Origin of the sequence: Neorhizobium sp. T25_13 (assembly GCF_002968675.1) — a bacterium.
In the GTDB taxonomy this organism is placed as follows: domain Bacteria; phylum Pseudomonadota; class Alphaproteobacteria; order Rhizobiales; family Rhizobiaceae; genus Neorhizobium; species Neorhizobium tomejilense.
This window is the reverse complement of the sequence record NZ_PVBI01000016.1, coordinates 37,809-55,207: the sequence shown is the minus strand read 5'-3', so window position 1 is coordinate 55,207 and position 17,399 is coordinate 37,809. Positions and strand designations below refer to the sequence as shown.

Sequence of the window (17,399 nt, the reverse complement as noted above, 5' to 3'; positions counted from 1 at the left end):
TTAAGCTATTCGCACGTCATCCCAGATCGGCCCCTGCCCTGTGAGATGATTGGCGTAGGACCTGAATTTGTCGATGAAAACCGACGTCCTGAAATCCTGCGCCCGCGCCACGGCATCGGCGGGGTTGAGATCCATTTTATCGAGACGCTCCACGGCATCGATGACGGCCTCGATCGATTGGATGGGGAAAAATACACCGGTCTTGCCGGCGACGACGGTTTCCGTCGCTCCGCCCCGTCCGTAAGCGATGACAGGGCGACCGCTTGCCATCGCTTCAACGGGCACGATGCCGAAATCTTCCTCGCCCGGAAATACCAGTGCCCTGCAGCGTGCATAGTGGTGCTGAAGGACGTCGAATGGCTGGGCACCCATGATCGTCACGGTCGGCCCGGCGATCTTGCGCAGGCGCGCCAGCATTTCGCCGCCGCCGATGACCACCAGCTTCGCCTTCATCCGGTTGAAAGCTTCCACGGCGAGATCCGGGCGTTTGTAGCTCACCAGTTCCCCAGCCATCAGATAATAATCCTCGAGGTCGCCGGTGGCGACCGGTCGAAAAGCCTGGGTATCGACGGGCGGATGGATGATGTGCGCATCCCTGCGGTAATAGCTCTTCACCCGCTGTGCCACCGTCGTGGAATTGGCGATGAATTCATCGACACGGCTGGCCGCCGCGACATCCCAGGTCCGCAAATAATGCGCCAGCGGCGGCATCATCATCCGCGTCAACCTGCCGGAGGTCTCATAGTACTTATTGTACATGTTCCAAATGTATCGCATGGGCGAATGACAGTAACAAATATGGATGGCCGGCGAGGTAGGTATTACTCCTTTTGAAGGACCCGACTCGCTACTAATGACGAGGTCATACCCGCTGAGGTCCAGCTGCTCCAAAGCCATGGGCATCAGCGGCAGATATCTTTTGTACATCCGCTTCGCGTAGGGCAAGGAATCGATGAAGGTCGTTTGGATGCGATGCTTCCGGATTTCCGCTGAAATTACAGTGGGATCATACACATGGGTATAGATATCGGCGCCCGGATAAATCCGGCAGAGCGCCTCCAGGACCTTTTCCCCGCCCCGCATTCCGACCAGCCAGTAATGGACGATTGCCACCCGCATGAAGTCTCCCCATGACCGAGCAACAGCCAAATTCATCAGCCATTGCAGCAATTTGACCCACGTTCTAGATCGAAAGAAGTAGATATGACTATCTACCCCGGAATGTGCAGTTTAACTCGCACATATATCGGTAAATAGTACCGATACATTCCATGATGCCTAAATAGTGCGCCGCAATAAAAGTATTGTCAAATGAAATACCAGGCGCTAACGTGGGTATGGATGCCGCTATAGATTGTCTGCCCATACCCTTTCGTCTTTTATCTAGAGTACGGAGCCAGCAGATGAATGACATGAATGTCAGTGGTAATTTGAATGCGATGAACGGCACGCATCTTCAGGCACCCGAACAATTTTCTTTCCCGAGGATCGGAAACGAAGCCTCCCATCGCTTCTCGGTCTATCTGAAACGGGCTCTCGACACGGTCATTTCTCTCATTGCCCTTATCGTTCTCATGCCGATGATGGTGATGCTGATCGCCCTGCTCTATGCCGTTCAAGGCCGCCCGATCTTCGTTGGGCATCGCCGGATTGGCAAGAATGGGGTGATGTTCCCGTGTCTCAAGTTCAGGACAATGGTCCCCGATGCCGATGAAGCTCTGCTTCGGCATCTCTCCGCCAATCCGTCGGAGAGGGCGGAATGGGCGGCCACGCGCAAACTGAAGAACGACCCCAGGATTACGCCGCTCGGTGCCTTGCTGCGCAAGAGCAGCGCCGATGAGATACCCCAACTCCTGAACGTCATACTGGGACAAATGAGCATCGTCGGCCCGCGCCCGATCGTATCGAGCGAGGCGGAGTTCTATGGTCGCCACTTTGTGGATTACATCCGGGTTCGGCCTGGCCTGACTGGGCTCTGGCAGATCAGCGGCCGCAACGACATCAGCTACAACGCACGTGTCGAACTCGACATGCGCTATGTCCGGGAACAAAGCATCTGGGGGGATATCGTCATCATGGCCAAGACCGTTCCGGCGGTCCTGCGCGCGCACGGCAGCTATTGATTATTGAACCCGCCCCCGTGGGGGCGGTTAAGAAACGGCGGACGTTCCGCGGGAGCGGGCGCAATACGGCAGACGCAATGCAATAGCTTTAAGGATCAGTACATCTTGCAAGCCAGCTTTGAGATCGTCAGCAGAAACTTTCAGCAAAAAAAGACCGCCATCTGCTTGTCGCCGCGGTCTTGTTTTTCGCAAGCCGGAAAATTCGCAGATGAGCGGGGCTCCCCCGTCCACCGCCCTTGGTATCCGTACATTGCCTCCCCTTTCCGCGCGAACGATGATGGAGGGCAGTCGTGAGCTCAATGGAGCACTGCGCCATCAACGGGCGGTTCCTGACGCAAGGTGCGACCGGCGTCCAACGCTATGCGATGAATGTCGTCAGGGCTCTCGACCGCACCTTCGGTCATGAAGAGCGACTACCGATAATCGCGCCCGTCGGCACGCCGGACCCGGGTTTTGCCCGACTTCCGCTGGTCACCTCCGGTGATTTCGGCGGGCACGCGTGGGAGCAGACCGTGCTTGCCCGGACTTGCCAGGGGCCGCTGCTCAATCTTTGCAATTCGGCACCCGTTCTTAAGAAGGATCAGATCGTCTGCATCCATGACGCCAACATTTTTGCCGCCCCCGAAAGTTATAGCCGCGCCTTCCGTATGGCCTACTCCCGGCTGCATCCGCTCCTGGTTCGACGTTCCGCCCGCATCGCCACCGTCTCTCACGCATCGGCCCGGCAACTCGCACGCTACCTGCCTGTCCGGCAGGAGGACATTGCCGTCCTTCCCAATGGCCATGAACATGCTCTCGAGTGGGACGCCGGGCTGGCGGAGGTCGCGCCGCAAATGGTCACTGCCGTAGGCGCAAGAGGCCGCCAATTCGTTCTGGCGCTTGCCTCTCGTGCCCAGCACAAGAACGTTGGCTTGCTGGTGAAGGCTGCAGCGGCTCTTGACGACCTGGATATCGACATCGTCGTCGCCGGCGGAAGTGCCGGTATTTTTGCCTCCGACCTTCTCGAAAAACGGCCCAACCTCCTTCTCGCGGGGCGGGTGTCGGACGACGATCTTGCCTATTTTCTGAAACACGCACTTTGTCTGGCGTTCCCCTCCATCACCGAGGGCTTTGGGCTGCCCATTGTCGAAGCCATGGCCCTGGGTTGCCCCGTCGTGGCGTCCGATTGCGCCAGCATGCCTGAAGTATGCGGTGCGGCGGCGCTGATGGCCTCTCCCTTCCAGCCGGAGGAGTGGATCAGGCATATCGCAGCCCTGAAGGGGTCCGATCTGCTCAAAGGCGAGCTGCGCGGTCGGGGCTTGGAGCAGGTGCGCAACTTCTCCTGGACGAACACCGCAGCGGGTTATCGGGAACTGCTTCAGAACCCCGCGAAAGGCCTTGTTCCGCATAAATCGCCAAGGTCGACGGAACTTAGCCTGGCGGTGGTCATCGCCACCCGCGGTCGCCCGGCCGTCATCAGTGCGACGGTACGCCATCTTCTCGCAACCCAGACGGTTCGGCCGGATACGTTGGTGGTGTCCTGCGTGGATGCGTCCGACGTCGGCGATCTGGTTTCCGATCCCAAGGTGACGATCGTCACAGGAAAGGCCGGCCTTGCAGCCCAACGCAACAGAGCGCTCGCCAACCTGCCTGCCGGAACGGACGTGGTCGTCTTTTTCGACGATGATTTCGTCGCCCACGCAAATTGGCTGGCATCCGCCGTCTGCGCGTTTCGCGATGAAATCCGCCTCGTTGGGTTGACGGGGCACGTCATCGCCGACGGAATCAAAGGCCCCGGTATCCCCTTCGATGAGGCCCTTCGCCTTCTGGATCGTGCGCCATCCCCTCGCTCGAGGTGGCATGAACCCTACAGTCCCTATGGCTGCAACATGGCTTTCCGCATGTCCGCCATCGGCGACGCAAGGTTCGACGAACGGCTGGTCCTGTACGGCTGGCTGGAGGATCGTGATTTCGCGGCTGCGCTTGCCAAGCAGGGTGGACGCTTCGTCAAATCGGACGAGGCCTGCGGGATACATATGGGCGTCAAGAGCGGCCGCGTGAGCGGTGAACGGCTGGGATATTCTCAGATCGTCAACCCGCTCTACATGATGCGCAAAGGCACCATGACGCTTGCGCAGGTTGCCGACCAGGTTCTGCGCAACATCGCCAGCAATTTCGGCCGGCTGTTATGGGCGGAACCGTTTATCGATCGTCGCGGGAGGGTCAAAGGCAATCTCATAGGTTTTGCGGATGTTCTGCGGGGACGCCTGGAGCCTGAGCGTGCTGCTCGGTTGCCGGTCTTCAGCGCTCGTCCGCTGCGAGCAGGAGGGAAGGCCAAATGACTTTCAACAGGCCTGGTCCTCTGGAGGAAGCTTCCCGTATGTGGCGCACGGATCGCGCGCCGCCAGGCGATCCCGGGGAAGGTCCTCTCGCGCTGCTGCGCCTGATGGTCGCGCTTGCGTGGCGTAACAAGATACGGCTTGTCGCGTGCACGGCGGCTGGGTTTCTGCTCGCCTTTCTTTATGCGAACTCTCTTCCCAAGGTGTACAATGCCACGGCAACGCTTCTGCTGGAGCCGCGGCAATTTGCTTCCGCCGACCGCGACATCAGCGGGCAACAGAACCTGGACCTGAACAGCGCCGAAAGCGAGTTGCAGATCATCCGTTCGGAGCGGCTTCTATCCGCCGTCTTCGACAGCCTTGTCCTTCAAGGTGACGCCGAACTCGGTCCCCGGCCGCCGAAGGAATTCAGCGGGCTGGCGGTTCAGGTGCAGGACACGATGTCGACGCTCGTGGACAACGGGTTGACGACGCTTGGCAAGACATCAAGGCGGGCCGAGGATGCTCTGGATCCGACCGCAGATCCCCGCGAAAACGCCCGCCGCATTGCCTTCGCGAATTTCATCAAACGGCTGAGCGCACGGCGAGTGGGGCAATCCTACGTCGTCGAAATCGAATTCTGGTCATATAATCAGAACCTTCCTGCCCGTGTCGCAAACGCCATGGCGTCGGGATACATCCTCCAATCGATTGCCTCAAAAGAGCAGATGGCACGAGCTGGCACGGACACGCTGCAGGGACGACTGGACTCGCTGGCTACCCAGGTCAACGCTGCCCGGGAGGCAATGAGGAACGGCACGTTACCCGTGCTGGCCACACCGGATGCCGATGCTCGGATCATCGGCGCCGCACTTCCGCCACTCGATCCCTCCGGCCCGCGCAAGGCACTGATCGCCGCATTAGGTGGGCTGCTGGGGTTTCTGATTGGTATGTCGACCATAGCCATCAACGTGGCCTTTGATCGACGGGTGCGCGATACGAAGGAACTCTCGCAGGAAACCGGCATTCCGTGCCTGGCAACGGTTCCGGACACCGGCAAGACGGCAGGCATCGGGTGGCATTTCGACAGCCCGGCGCTCCAACGATACGCCAGCGTCATTCGCGACTTGAAAACCTCCGTCGATGTCGCCTGCGCATCGCAACGGCGAGAAAGAAACATCGTGATAGCATTCATCGGGGCAACGGCTGCGACCGGCGTTTCGACCCTGTCTCTCAGCATGGCACAGCTTCTGAGCCGAAGCGGCCACAATGTGACGTTCTTCTATTCGGGACTGCCGTCCATGGTCGAAGAAACATCCAGTTCCTCAGCCTCCCTGGCCGACGTGGCAATCTCAGGTCTGAAGGCGGATCAGCTGTCCTTTGGCAATCTCGATGGCATCGCCACGCTGCCGATCCACTCGACAGACCCGCATATCGATATTTTTGCGGATTTCCGCCATCCCAGCGTCTTGCGGATTCTGGAATCGGCTCGATTGAAGGGAGATGTCATCTTCGATCTTCCGGCCCTTGATACCTCCCTCGATGCGCTGGCGTTGGCATTTCATGCCGATGCCGTCTTGATCGTCGCAAAGAGCGGACGCACGACAATTGACGAGGTGAAGGACGTTCACAACCAGCTGCGGCGCGCCGGCGCGCCGGTGATCGGCACCGTAGTCAACAGGGTCAGGTCATGACCGCAGACCCCGTGCCTTCCCCTCAAACACCTCCACAGGTGCAGGATTCCTCCGGATCTGAACAATCCACGGATGATCCGGAGGGCAGTATCTGCAAGCTCGCCATCATCATCACCTGCTTCAACTATTCGCAATTCATCAGGCGCGCGGTTGAAAGCGTCCTTTCGCAAAAGTGCCGGCAGTGCCAGATCCTCGTGATCGACGACGGCTCAACCGATGGTTCATGGGAGGTGATCCGCGAGCTGGGAGTGCGTGCGTTTCGGCTTACAAATGGCGGTCAGCGCAGGGCCTGTCTTTTTGGCCTTGAGCAGACACAGGCACCCTTTGTCCTATTTCTGGATGCCGATGATGAGCTTCTTCCGCAGGCATTGGAGATGATCCTCACCAACCTGGACGACGGCGTTGCGAAACTTCAGTTTCCGTTGAAGCGGATCGATGGCGACGGCAATGTCATCAGCGGCCCGATACCCGAACTCCAGGCGTTCAGAGGCCGTGAACTGGCGGGCCGGGTCTTGCGTACCGGTGTCTACGCGACACCTCCGACGTCGGGCAACGTTTTCAGACGCGACGTGTGCGAGCTCCTGAAGGACGCAGACTATGACAGGGCTGTCGATGGCATTATTCTGTTCGCGGCTCCGTTCATCGGCGACGTGGTGAGCCTTGCGCAGCCGCTCGGTCTTTACCGGGTCCATGACCGCAACGATTCCGGCTTCGGTGACGAATTGAATACACAAGCTTTGCATCGGGATCTTCAGAGATTCGTCGCCAGGACGGAGCATCTACGCCGGATCCTGCCAGCCTATGGCCATCGGTTCGGTCTCGTGTCCACCGAGCATGCCTATTTCTACCGTGAGCGGCGCTTTTATCTTGCGGTGGCGGAGGACGAACGGATTTCCTTCGCCAGCCTGTCTGGGCTTGTGGGGCGGTTGTGGCGGGACAAAAACCCGCTGCGGATGAAGGTTTCCATGACACTGTTTTTCACGGCCATCAGTCTGCTTCCCAGAGATCGCGCCCGAAAGGCGCTTGCCTATCGTCTGGGCGCCGGGACCCGCTCGACGCGCGGGCTCATTCGGGCGCTGATCTGAGCGGATTATCGATCGACCAGATCAGGTCTTCCGGCTGTAAGGGCAATCCGCATGCCCAGCCCGAACAGTGTGGCGAGGTAGGTGGCGGTACCCGCGCTCGCTACCGCGATAAGCTGTATCGCGACGGGCAGACCGGACGCCGGCATTCCCGTTCGCAGCCAGATGACGACAACTGCCATGACAGCCGCGGAAATCAGAACTTTCCAGAGGTTCCGGAGCTGCTGCCAAGGCCCCAGCCCGAACAGCCGCCGTGCCTCGACAACGTAGAAAACAGCCATGACGGAAGCGACCAGGATTCGGCCAATGCTCGCTCCATGGGCTGCAAGAAGATAAAAGCCGACGGAGATCAGAACGACCCGGAAGCACAGGTCGATCGCGTTGAGCCTGAAAATGACGGAGGGACGATCGAGAGCGAGGCTCGCCGAATAGAGCGTCTGGAAATAGGGTATCGGAATGACCGAAAGGGCGAGCAGGCTGAGATAAGGAGCCGCGTCGCTCCATTGCGCTCCGAGCAGGATAGCGGTCACGAGATCTGCCGTCAGGGAGAGGCCGACGCAAACTGGAAGCGAAATCAGCATCGCGAAACGGCTTGCCTTGAGGAAAGCCGTCCTCATTCGGTCCGCATTCGAACTGATCTGCGAAAACGCTGCCATGACCGGCTGCAGCGCCGGGCCGATGATGCTCTGGGTCGGGATGACGGCGATGTCGCTTGCAACGGCGTAGCGGCCGAGCATGGCGCTGTTTCCGGCAGAGCCGATCAGGAAACGATCAAACTGCCAATTCAAGGCGGACACCAGTTGCGCCGAACTGAACCAGCCGATAAAGCCCGCAAAATCCGAGAGCCGGTTCAGCGAGAACGCAGGTCTGTAAGGGGCCACGGCATAAGAAGCGACGGTGGCGACAAATGCGGTGGTCACGAAATTGACGACGATCGCCCAATAGCCGCCTCCGGCAGCCACGGTGGCGACAGCGACCGCAAAAGCGCAGAGCTTGCTGATCGTTTCGATCGCGAATGTCGGGCGGAATTCGAGCGCGCGGGCAAAATGCACCATGGCAGGACTCATGAATCCCTTCGCGATAGGGCTGAGCGCCATGGCGGCGATCACCGGAACGAGCAAGGGATTTCCATTCAGCAGCGAATACGGCCAGGTCGCGACAAGGAAGATCACGGCGATCGCCGAACTTCTCAACACACCAAGTGTGAAGCCGGTATCAAGGTGGCTTTTATCGAGCTTCGGCAGTCGCACCAGCGCCTGGGTGACCGGGACTTCCAGAACGGTATCTATGATCACGACCAGCGCCATTGCGAGCGCCGCCAACCCGAACTCCGCCGGGGACAACAGGCGAGCTAGGATGAGTACGTTGAAAAAGTCGATAAACCGCCCGACGAAGCGAGAAAAGACGAGCCAACTGGCTCCTTTGAGAGCTGCGAACGCCAGCATTCTTCACCATGCCTCTGTCTCACTGCCGGCTCCATGAACAAGGAAGCCTGCGTCGTTCGTCGTTGGTATTTTCCTCGAATGCTCTTCAACGGTTCAGTTTGGCCGAGAAGCCTCGAAGCACATGCGCCATTCCAACGGCGCGGAGCAAGGCCGGCTTCAACCGCGGAAACTCCTGCGCAATCGCTCCCTCGCGCCACAGCTGAGATTTCACGGCCATCAACTTGCGTGCCATCCCGGCTCCTGTCGCCGGTGTAACCGTCGCGATGAACTCACCTCGCCCGAAATCAACCGATCGGGGAGCGACGCCCAAGGCGGCCATATCCGCCTTGGACGGGTTTATGATCGCTTGTTTAAGTCTCAGCCAGGCCCGATCCGCATCGCGCAGGACCTGCGCGCCGCTGGAGAGACCATCGATGTAGCGTAGCGCGCCGGTGAGAAGCGGATTGCCAGCGGCTGGATCGAGCCTGCCGAAGCGAATCTCTCCTGAATTGCCGATCACCATGCCGTCATGTCCCATGCTGAGGATTTTGACGGAAGGTATGGCCGGCTCAAAAAGACTCTCGATGATGTGCCAGTACCGCAGGACCACTGTCCTCGTCTTGAACGGATCGTAGAAGCGATCCTCCACCACGAGACCCGCCACATTGGTAAAATGGTCTTCGTTGAGCCCCTTATAATTGCATCGCGCAAACTGCACCGTCTCGAAACGATGCTCCGGTAGCCCGGCGGACAGAAGCCTCTGGGTGCTGCCGTAAAGTCCGGTGTCACAGAGGAGAATACGTTTGGCATCACCTGCGATTTGCCCGACATGGATCTTGAAGCAGTCATTCTGACTGTCGATGTCTTGCGCGACAGCGCTGCCGGCAGTCGTATCGAGCATGTCGAAAAAGCGGCTCGCATCGAAAACCTGCTGCCACTCGTCAGGTAGATCATAGGAACCGTTGCCGAGCGCATGTGCAACGGCGGCGAAACTTGCGCATTCGAATTCGCGCGCAAGCTCATCGAGGACAGCCGGGCTTCTGGCCGCCACCGCTGAGCGGGCAGCAATCAGGCGCGAAATCAGGATGTTCTCGCGTTTCAACGAAAGAGGCAGGTCGAGCACGGATTGGAGACGTTCGAAAGCCTCCCGTATGCCAAGTCCCCCGCGCGCGCAAAAAAGCATCGTCGCATCACGGTCCGAACTCACCTGCTGCCCATACAGCCACAAAAAGAGACAAAATTCAGCGACGATCGGGCCGAATATATGTTCGCCGAAGTGAACCTGATCGCCGATCGGCGGTATGGCCCGGCGGGAGGCCGATCCACTTCTGACTTGCCGCAGCCCTTCTGCCAAGGCGCCATTGCCTTTCGAAACGAGCCGCTTGAGGCGGTTCTTCGGCATATGGATGGTCTGTATCCCCATACCCTTTGGTACCAGGCAATCGGCAAGGAGGTCATCGCCGATGTGCAGGGTGCGCGAAGCATCCACCCTTTCAGCCTTTAGAACCAGGGAAAACAGATCGCCCTGTCGCTTGCTGGCCTTCAGGTCCGCGCTTGAATAGATCTCGTCCACAAGGCCCGGGCCGTGAAAATGGTCGATGAGTTCGCCGACTTTTTCACCGGACAGCCCCGTATCGGTGATCGCCACGACCCTCACACCGGCTTGACGATGGCGCCTCAATAGCATGGCAAATTCGCCATTCGCAAAAAGCGCCCGCTTTTCGATTTCGATCTCAATAGCGATCCGCTTCTCTATTACGGAGCGCGACAGGCCGAGAATGGCGAATTGGCGGCAGATGATATCGGAAAGGCACACCTCTCCCCGGCCGCCTCCCATGTTCAGGGCACGGTATGCCATCTTTTCGGCAAGCAGTCTGGCCCGGATTAGTTCGTCGGGGGCCATGGGCGAACCCTGGCGTTGCAGAAAGCGGGCAAACGTCTTTTCACCCGCAATGATGCGCGACCGCTGGGACAGGCCATTGCGCAACAAGAGGGTATCGAACACGTCTGTCGTAATCAGCTCTATGGAATGAAGGGGTCGATTGAGATCATCGAGGCTCCAGCGCGGCATCTAGCATTCCCCTCGCAAGTTACCGGAACCAGCGCGCCTTCACGGGTCAGCGCCAATCCAAAATCCCTGACAGAAGTTTCCCCCGAACGCATCCGCAGAAGAAGGAGGCATCCGTGCCGATGGCTGAGTATAACAGACGTAGACAAATGCCTTCAAGTTAAATTACTATATGCCAATTAATATATCTGCCAAAAAAATGGACACTCAGGTATTTGTTTGAGCAATAATGGGAGCTCGCACATATATATTGAATTTCTCATGCCTTAATAACTCCGAAGTACTAGATCAAACGATGGAGATATGCATGCAGGAGACGAATCTGACTACCCCGCAAGAAGCAGCGGACCTTGAGTATGATGCCATTGTTTTGGGCGCGGGGGTCAGCGGTCTCGTTTCAGCTGCCGTGCTGGCCAACCAGGGATGTCAGCAAATCCTGATTGTCGATGAATACGGCCACATCGGCGGGAACCACATGGACTGGTCGACGAATGGATATACGTTCGACATAGGAAGCCTGATTTTCCAGGACGATTCCCCGTTGCTGACGCATTTTCCCGAACTCCTCCCTCTCTATGTGCCGATTGAGCCTCGCTGGGGTCGGTTGAACCCCCAGAAAATGGTCACGGACTATCCGATTTCGCTACGGGACGATATTTTGCGCGCCGGCGCCAAAGGGATGATGCGCATCTTCGGGTCGGTATTCTACGCACGCCTGTTCCAACGCAAAATGCGCAACGCAAGAGACTTTTCACGCTACTGGATCGGCGCCGAGCTTCTCCGGCGGTCCGGCCTGGAATCCTACATGAGAAGGTTCTACGGGATCGCGCTCGATCAGATCGACATCGACCTGGCGAAAAAAAGGATGCTGTGGATCAGCGAACATGCCTCGCTGGGCAACCTTGCCCGTCGCCTTTTTCGTCGGGGGCGGCAGGGTCCAACCAACAAACAGCTCGCCCGCCCCAAATCCGGATTTGCGCCGCTTTACCTGCTCGCTCAACAAAACCTGGAGAAACGAGGCGTGCAATTCGCGTTGGGCGTCAAACCGGTCGCTATCGATCGGTTGGAGAACGGCTTTCAATTGAGGCTGGAGGACCGCGTGATTACCGCAGGTCGGCTGTTTTCGACGATCCCGATCGAGCGGGTGCAGGCCCTGTGCGCCATCGAGCGGCAGCACGTTCTCAATACCACTACCCTGATCAGCCTCTATTTCAGCTTCAGCGGAGAGCGTGGCTTTCAGCAGCCGATCGTCTACAATTTCTCGCATGATGGCGCATGGAAGCGCTTGACTGTCTATTCCGACTTCTACGGCTTGGCTCACGGGCGGGAATATTTCGCCGTCGAAGTCGTTGCCGATCGACCGGACAGCCCGGTCGAGATGGCCGAATTGGACTTTCGCGCGCACGTTTCGGCGAACGGACTGTTTCGGGGGGATCTGAAACTCGAAGGCGCCCAGGTCCTGACCAATGCCTATCCCGTCTACAGCCGGGACGCCGCCCGCCAGGCGGAAGAGGCCATCGCTGCGCTGCGCGCCTTCGGAATACAGTCCTACGGACGCCACGGCGGGTTCAACTACCAGCCGACAGCACGTGTCTCCACCCTCGATGCGGAAGCCGCTCTCGGTTTCGAACGGAAGGTCTCTCAGCCGCCGGGAGCGATCGAGGCTTCTCCTCAGATGGAGGTGGCACCGTTGCCTCTCCTGATATCCTCTCCCACAACTCCGTGAGCCCACTATGCGGATCATGCATGTTCTGAACCACACCAGGCGATTGAACGGCAATGTGCATGCGGCTGTCGACCTCGCCTGCGCTCAGGCAAAGCTCGGCAACACTGTCTGCATGGTAAGTGGCGGAGGCGATTTCGACGGATTGCTTGCCCGCAACAGGGTAGAAACGGTCTTCGTCGATCAGCAGAGAAAGCCTCTCACCGTACTCAAGTCACTTTGGGCGCTGCGACGCGTCATCCGCGACTGGAAGCCGGATATCGTCCATGCCCATATGATGACCAGCGCTGTTCTCTCGGTCCCCGCCTGTCGTTTATCATCGACGCCACTTATTACTACGGTTCACAATGCATTCGAAAAAAGCGCCGTGCTGATGGGGCTTGGCACATGCGTGATTGCCGTTAGCGAAGCCGTCGGGAAATCGATGCAGGAGCGCGGCATAGCGGCATCCAAACTGCACGTCGTCCTCAATGGTACAATCGGATCGGCTCGGTTCGAAGGGCGTGTCAGGACGCCTGCGGCCCTTCGCAGTCCCAGTATCCTTTTCGTTGGAGGGCTGCATCCCAGAAAAGGATTGCCTGATCTGCTGGAAGCCTTCCGCCTGGCGCACAAGGAATATCCCGAAAGCCACCTTTATATCGTCGGCGGCGGCCCCTTCGAAGCCGCCTACCGGCAATTGGCTGGCGAAACGGGTTGCGCAAGCGCCATCACGTTTGTCGGCGCCATCGACGAACCCTTTCCCTACATGTTGGGCGCCGACATCTTTGTGCTTCCTTCCCATGCCGATCCTGCTCCGCTCGTCCTTTCGGAAGCGCGTGAGGCGGCCTGTGCGGTGATCGGCACGGACGTGGATGGTATCCCGCAGCTGCTCGGTTTCGGCGAGGCCGGGATCCTTGTCCCACCGCACGATCCGCAGGCCCTGGCAGCCGTTCTCTGCGACCTGCTGGCGGATCCCGAGCGGCTGGACATGTGGAAGGCGAAGAGCCAGCTGCATATCAACAATCTGACGATCGAGCGCGTCGCCCGCGAGACGCTCGGCGTCTACAAGTCCGCCCTGTCGCCTGGAGCCGAGGTCGTCCCGGCCTAGTCGGCGACGAGAGGTATCGGATTAACCGCGCCCGAGCTGCCGCTTCAGGTAACTGTCGGCGTGCGGATCGGCATAATGGAACAGCGCCGTCGCCCGCACGGCGCCTTCGTCGACAGGCTCGTTCGTGTGAATGCTGCGATAGCCCCAGAAGAGATAGAGATTGCCCGGAACCAACGACACATGCTTCATGCCCTTTCCACCTGATGCGCGACTGCGCAGGATGCGTTGAGTGAGCGCATTGTCGAGGATCGCTTTGTCGGCGAGATTAAAGAGGTAATTCGATCGGATTCCGCGGGTATTGGGGATGATCAGGAAGTCGCCGCGCCTACCGAATTTTGGGATTTCGATCGGTAGCAGCGCCGTAATGGCGTAGGAATCATAGTGAAATATCAAAGAGTGTTCCGTCACGCTTTTACCCGTAAGGCAGCGAAGAACCTGATGGAATTTAACATCAGGCGCAGGCCGGCCTAGACCGATGGAATAGAGGCGGGAAAAAAGAGCCTTGAATTCCGGGGAATTGCCGAGGTCGTCAAGGCCCGATCCCGCGAGCTCGTCGCTTTTCAGCGATATCGTCTGGCGGCCTTTGCCCGTGATCGCGGAGGCGACAAAATTTTGTATCTGGCTGAGATTTTCGGCTGCCAGGAAGTTGGGAGAGCAAAAAATTCCGTCTTTGTCGATCTGCTGAGCAATACCACGAACGTCCCCATTCGATAGCGCAGACAGCCAGTATTTGGCGTTGCTGAAATAAGACATGGCAGGCTCCGTGTCAGCGCGTGGTTCTGTTCCTGGAACGCATCAGGAAACGCTAAGGTCAGGCGGTCAACAGGATCATCCGGAAAACCGTGCCGACTTGGCGCGGCGGCTGAAACTGCCCTGCTCCCTGCTGTCGATGCCGTCCGGCAACAACGGGCCGGGCCGGTGGTCGAGGCTCAATCGACCCTTCCTACGCGCAGCCGTCGCCTGGGCAAAGCCGGCACGTGATCGTCCTGGTTTCCTTCCAACAGCAGCGGCGAGGTCATCCGCTCCGGATCAAGCAACCGCCATTCTCGTTCAAGCCGCAGCCTGATGGATATCCAGATGTCGTTTGTCATAACCCACCCTTCGATCAGGATAAAAATCCATCATCCCCAAGGAATCGAACTACGATGATTTCCGCTTAGACCCGGACCAGACCGTGTAAAAGATACCTGCGAAATAGCCGGCTTGCATCAAAAGAAAGCAAACAGATGTATAACCAAAAGAAACAACAAGTTTACCTTGGTAGTTATATGTAATTATACCGAAGACAATCGAAGCGATGGTCATCTGCGCCAACGCTGCTGGCGCCAGCAATTTCACCGACTTTCTCAAGAGCAAGCTCATGCGCGCCACTCGCTTCGCTGGTCTTCCTGATGCACCAACACACTATTCAGGCCATTGACGGTTCACGGCTTCACCGTTTCCGCCCTTCGACCAGAAAAGACGAGAATGCGGCTCCGCTTCGGAATTCGAAGCGAACAGCAAATCGCACCGGGAAGGAAGAAACTCTTTGTGATGATGCACTACGCCCAATGACGTAAATCCACGCCGAGGCCTGGACCGTGCCGGGGCAAGCGAGACGCTGACAGGAATTAGTCGGAATGGCCCAATTTAACGGGGCAAGGCCACAAGGGCGAAAAACACAAAAAACCTTGTGCGTGGAGGCACAAGGGCATCGGTGAGAATGGGTTTGGTGCGGGGGCCTTGAGCGCAAGGAGACTTGTAAATTCGTCGCTCTTGAAACGATACGAAACAACGACACCTCGGCCCTACGACGAAAGCCTCTAGAAAGCAGGGTGCCGTGAGACCGACTGAATAACACAATCGCGCCCGCTTCGATGGGACACGATTATCGAAGTGCGTTCACAAACAGCCGACGGAATTCCTCCGCAATAACGAACCTGACAACCGTGCAATTCGTTGTCCGTCCGGCTAGATGCCGCTCGCTGACTGCTGCAACCACCTGTCCGGCGGCCGGCCCGCTATCAATGCAGATGGTGACATGCGCCTGCACGGTCTCAAACATTTCCGGCTTCAGCATCCAGGCGATAGCTGCCGGATCATGCAGGCAGGGGTCCTTTGAGCCGTAGTTGATCAGCAGATGCGCCGCTTCCCTGGCGACGGTGGTATCGATCGCCTGAACCTGGCGTATCATATCATCCGTCACGGTCGCCTGGCGGGTAACATCGAGGCCGATCATGGTGATCGGGATACCGCTGTCGAAGACGATAGCGGCTGCGTGCGGGTCGACGGCAAAATTGAATTCGGCGAGCGGCGTCGTATTTCCGGGGCAGAAGGCGGCGCCCCCCATGATGGTGAGGGCGCTGATGGATTGAGGCAGATCTGGATCGAGCAGCAGCGCCAGCGCCAGATTGGTCAGCGGACCGGTGGCGCAGATATGCAATCCCCCCTCCTCCCGGGCGATGCGGGAAATCTCGTTTGCCGCATGCCCATCCGCCAGCGGCATTGTCGGGAAAGGCAGCGTGCTGCCGGCAAGCCCATCTGCGCCATGCATGATGGAGGCGCGGCCACGCGAGGCCATGATGGGTCGTGCCGCACCCGAATAAACCGGGATATCTCGCCGGCCGCACAGTTCGAGGATTCGCCTTGCATTGTTGACGACGGGCTCCAGGCCAACATTGCCGGCAACGCAGGTGAGCGCGATCATGTCCAGCGCGTCGGGTCGGCCGAGCACCAGAAGCATCGCCAGCGCATCGTCAGCGCCGGGGTCGCAGTCATAGAGGAAACGCAAGGCGCTCATGTCTCGGTTCCTTGACGCTCAGCCCTTGTCGGCGAGGAAGCGGGCGGTGTCCGGCGCCCAGCCGAAGCGCACCATTGAGCCGACCGCCACGTCGCCGGCCTGAGCGGGAGCCCGGGCGATGATTTCCTGTTTGCCGGCATCGATGATCACACGCAGTTCCGAACCGCCATAGACGGTTTCGCGCACCCGGCCCTCGCAGAAGCCTTCACCGAGCGTGATGACTTCCGGTCGAACGACGATCGCACCCTTCGTACCGTCGGCTTGATCCTCGCCGGCGATCGGCAGCGTCCCGACGGCAGTTTCGAGTGCGCCGGCCCTCACGGTGCCACGGATGATCGACGAGATGCCGATGAAATCCGCAACGAACAGGTTCTGCGGCTCGTCATACATCTGGCGCGGCGTGCCGAGCTGGGCGATCTTGCCGTCGTTCATCAGGCAGATGCGGTCTGACAGTGCCAGCGCTTCCTGCTGGTCGTGGGTGACGAAGATGATCGTCGCCCCAGTCTCGCGGTGGATGCGCTTGATCTCGATCTGCATGGCTTCGCGCAGCTTGGCATCGAGCGCGCCGAGCGGCTCGTCCATCAGGATGATCGCCGGATCGTAGACGAGGCAACGGGCCAAGGCGACGCGCTGCTGCTGGCCGCCGGAAAGCTGCGAGGGAGAGCGCGATGCTGCATGCGCGAGGCCGACCGTTTCCAGCGCGTTAGCCACCTTGGCGTCGATCTCGGCCTTCGGCAGACGGCGCATTTTCAGCGCGAAGCCGACATTTTCGGCCACTGTCATATGCGGGAAGAGCGCGTAGTTCTGGAATACGACGCCAATGTCGCGCTTGTTGACCGGTGCGTGGGTCTGATCCTTGCCGTCGATGATGACGGTGCCCGACGTCGGCTCCTGCAGGCCGCAGATGAGCTGCAGAAGCGTCGTTTTGCCGGAGCCGGACGGTCCGAGAAGCGTGAGAAGCTCGCCCTTGCGGACTTCGAGGTCGACGTGATCGAGTGCGGTGGTCTGGCCGTAGAGTTTGGCAAGGCCATTCACCTGAAGCTTGATTTCCGGCGTGTTCGCAGAGGCGGCTGACATGTCGAATGTGGTTCCTTTGGTCGTGATGGGATCGGCGGCGTTTCG

Annotated in this window: 13 protein-coding genes; 6 read left to right on the top strand and 7 right to left on the bottom strand. The window is 58.9% G+C overall.

The annotated features are described in order from the left end of the window. Positions 1–1,083 (bottom strand): glycosyltransferase, encoded by a 1,083-nt coding sequence (locus tag C5J22_RS26905; protein WP_105440806.1) that lies wholly within the window; start codon positions 1,081–1,083, stop codon positions 1–3. 320 nt (positions 1,084–1,403) lie between these two features. On the opposite strand from C5J22_RS26905, the gene C5J22_RS26900 reads away from it, so the two are divergent. The 4 genes from C5J22_RS26900 to C5J22_RS26885 all read left to right on the top strand — a co-directional run bounded on the left by C5J22_RS26900 (position 1,404) and on the right by C5J22_RS26885 (position 7,199). Next, complete coding sequence (locus tag C5J22_RS26900; protein ID WP_105440742.1) at positions 1,404–2,123, top strand: sugar transferase; 720 nt, start codon at positions 1,404–1,406, stop codon at positions 2,121–2,123. Positions 2,124–2,422: 299 nt separating this feature from the next. After that, a complete protein-coding gene (locus C5J22_RS26895; protein WP_105440741.1) occupies positions 2,423–4,444 on the top strand; it encodes a glycosyltransferase family 1 protein in 2,022 nt (673 codons plus the stop codon). Next, positions 4,441–6,114: a Wzz/FepE/Etk N-terminal domain-containing protein gene (locus C5J22_RS26890; RefSeq protein ID WP_105440740.1), complete on the top strand. Its 1,674-nt coding sequence runs from the start codon at positions 4,441–4,443 to the stop codon at positions 6,112–6,114. The genes C5J22_RS26895 and C5J22_RS26890 overlap by 4 nt, the downstream gene beginning before the upstream one ends. Beyond that, positions 6,111–7,199: a glycosyltransferase family 2 protein gene (locus C5J22_RS26885; protein ID WP_105440739.1), complete on the top strand. Its 1,089-nt coding sequence runs from the start codon at positions 6,111–6,113 to the stop codon at positions 7,197–7,199. The genes C5J22_RS26890 and C5J22_RS26885 overlap by 4 nt, the downstream gene beginning before the upstream one ends. Before the next feature lie 5 nt (positions 7,200–7,204). Here the strand turns inward: C5J22_RS26885 and C5J22_RS26880 are convergent, their stop codons facing one another. Then, the gene (locus C5J22_RS26880) at positions 7,205–8,641 is read right to left on the bottom strand and encodes an oligosaccharide flippase family protein (protein WP_105440738.1); all 1,437 of its coding nucleotides are present in this window, start codon (positions 8,639–8,641) and stop codon (positions 7,205–7,207) included. A gap of 85 nt (positions 8,642–8,726) precedes the next feature. Next, positions 8,727–10,691, bottom strand: coding sequence for a hydrolase (locus C5J22_RS26875; protein WP_105440737.1), 1,965 nt, complete (start codon positions 10,689–10,691; stop codon positions 8,727–8,729). Between the two features lie 304 nt (positions 10,692–10,995). On the opposite strand from C5J22_RS26875, the gene C5J22_RS26870 reads away from it, so the two are divergent. Together C5J22_RS26870 and C5J22_RS26865 are read left to right on the top strand one after the other, a co-directional pair. After that, a complete protein-coding gene (locus tag C5J22_RS26870) occupies positions 10,996–12,414 on the top strand; it encodes an NAD(P)-binding protein (protein WP_105440736.1) in 1,419 nt (472 codons plus the stop codon). 7 nt (positions 12,415–12,421) lie between these two features. Beyond that, entirely contained in the window at positions 12,422–13,498 is a 1,077-nt protein-coding gene (locus tag C5J22_RS26865; RefSeq protein ID WP_105440735.1) for a glycosyltransferase family 4 protein, read from the top strand. 21 nt (positions 13,499–13,519) lie between these two features. On the opposite strand, the gene C5J22_RS26860 is transcribed toward C5J22_RS26865, so the two are convergent. The 4 genes from C5J22_RS26860 to C5J22_RS26845 form a co-directional block, all read right to left on the bottom strand. After that, positions 13,520–14,251, bottom strand: a complete 732-nt coding sequence (locus C5J22_RS26860; RefSeq protein WP_105440734.1) for a hypothetical protein — start codon at positions 14,249–14,251, stop codon at positions 13,520–13,522. A gap of 176 nt (positions 14,252–14,427) precedes the next feature. Next, positions 14,428–14,589 (bottom strand): hypothetical protein, encoded by a 162-nt coding sequence (locus C5J22_RS31380; RefSeq protein WP_172746792.1) that lies wholly within the window; start codon positions 14,587–14,589, stop codon positions 14,428–14,430. A 776-nt stretch (positions 14,590–15,365) separates the two neighbouring features. After that, positions 15,366–16,277 (bottom strand): nucleoside hydrolase, encoded by a 912-nt coding sequence (locus tag C5J22_RS26850; protein WP_105440732.1) that lies wholly within the window; start codon positions 16,275–16,277, stop codon positions 15,366–15,368. Between the two features lie 18 nt (positions 16,278–16,295). Beyond that, entirely contained in the window at positions 16,296–17,354 is a 1,059-nt protein-coding gene (locus C5J22_RS26845) for an ABC transporter ATP-binding protein (protein ID WP_245440550.1), read from the bottom strand. Positions 17,355–17,399: the final 45 nt, after the last annotated feature.

Excerpts from the sequence above, each read along its gene's own strand:
- C5J22_RS26895 (WP_105440741.1), top strand. The coding sequence starts at position 2,423 with ATGGAGCACTGCGCCATCAACGGGCGGTTCCTGACGCAAGGTGCGACC.
- C5J22_RS26880 (WP_105440738.1), bottom strand. The coding sequence starts at position 8,641 with ATGCTGGCGTTCGCAGCTCTCAAAGGAGCCAGTTGGCTCGTCTTTTCT.
- C5J22_RS26890 (WP_105440740.1), top strand. The coding sequence starts at position 4,441 with ATGACTTTCAACAGGCCTGGTCCTCTGGAGGAAGCTTCCCGTATGTGG.
- C5J22_RS26860 (WP_105440734.1), bottom strand. The coding sequence starts at position 14,251 with ATGTCTTATTTCAGCAACGCCAAATACTGGCTGTCTGCGCTATCGAAT.
- C5J22_RS26850 (WP_105440732.1), bottom strand. The coding sequence starts at position 16,277 with ATGAGCGCCTTGCGTTTCCTCTATGACTGCGACCCCGGCGCTGACGAT.
- C5J22_RS26865 (WP_105440735.1), top strand. The coding sequence starts at position 12,422 with ATGCGGATCATGCATGTTCTGAACCACACCAGGCGATTGAACGGCAAT.
- C5J22_RS26905 (WP_105440806.1), bottom strand. The coding sequence starts at position 1,083 with ATGCGGGGCGGGGAAAAGGTCCTGGAGGCGCTCTGCCGGATTTATCCG.
- C5J22_RS26900 (WP_105440742.1), top strand. The coding sequence starts at position 1,404 with ATGAATGACATGAATGTCAGTGGTAATTTGAATGCGATGAACGGCACG.
- C5J22_RS26875 (WP_105440737.1), bottom strand. The coding sequence starts at position 10,691 with ATGCCGCGCTGGAGCCTCGATGATCTCAATCGACCCCTTCATTCCATA.
- C5J22_RS26885 (WP_105440739.1), top strand. The coding sequence starts at position 6,111 with ATGACCGCAGACCCCGTGCCTTCCCCTCAAACACCTCCACAGGTGCAG.
- C5J22_RS31380 (WP_172746792.1), bottom strand. The coding sequence starts at position 14,589 with ATGACAAACGACATCTGGATATCCATCAGGCTGCGGCTTGAACGAGAA.
- C5J22_RS26845 (WP_245440550.1), bottom strand. The coding sequence starts at position 17,354 with ATGTCAGCCGCCTCTGCGAACACGCCGGAAATCAAGCTTCAGGTGAAT.
- C5J22_RS26870 (WP_105440736.1), top strand. The coding sequence starts at position 10,996 with ATGCAGGAGACGAATCTGACTACCCCGCAAGAAGCAGCGGACCTTGAG.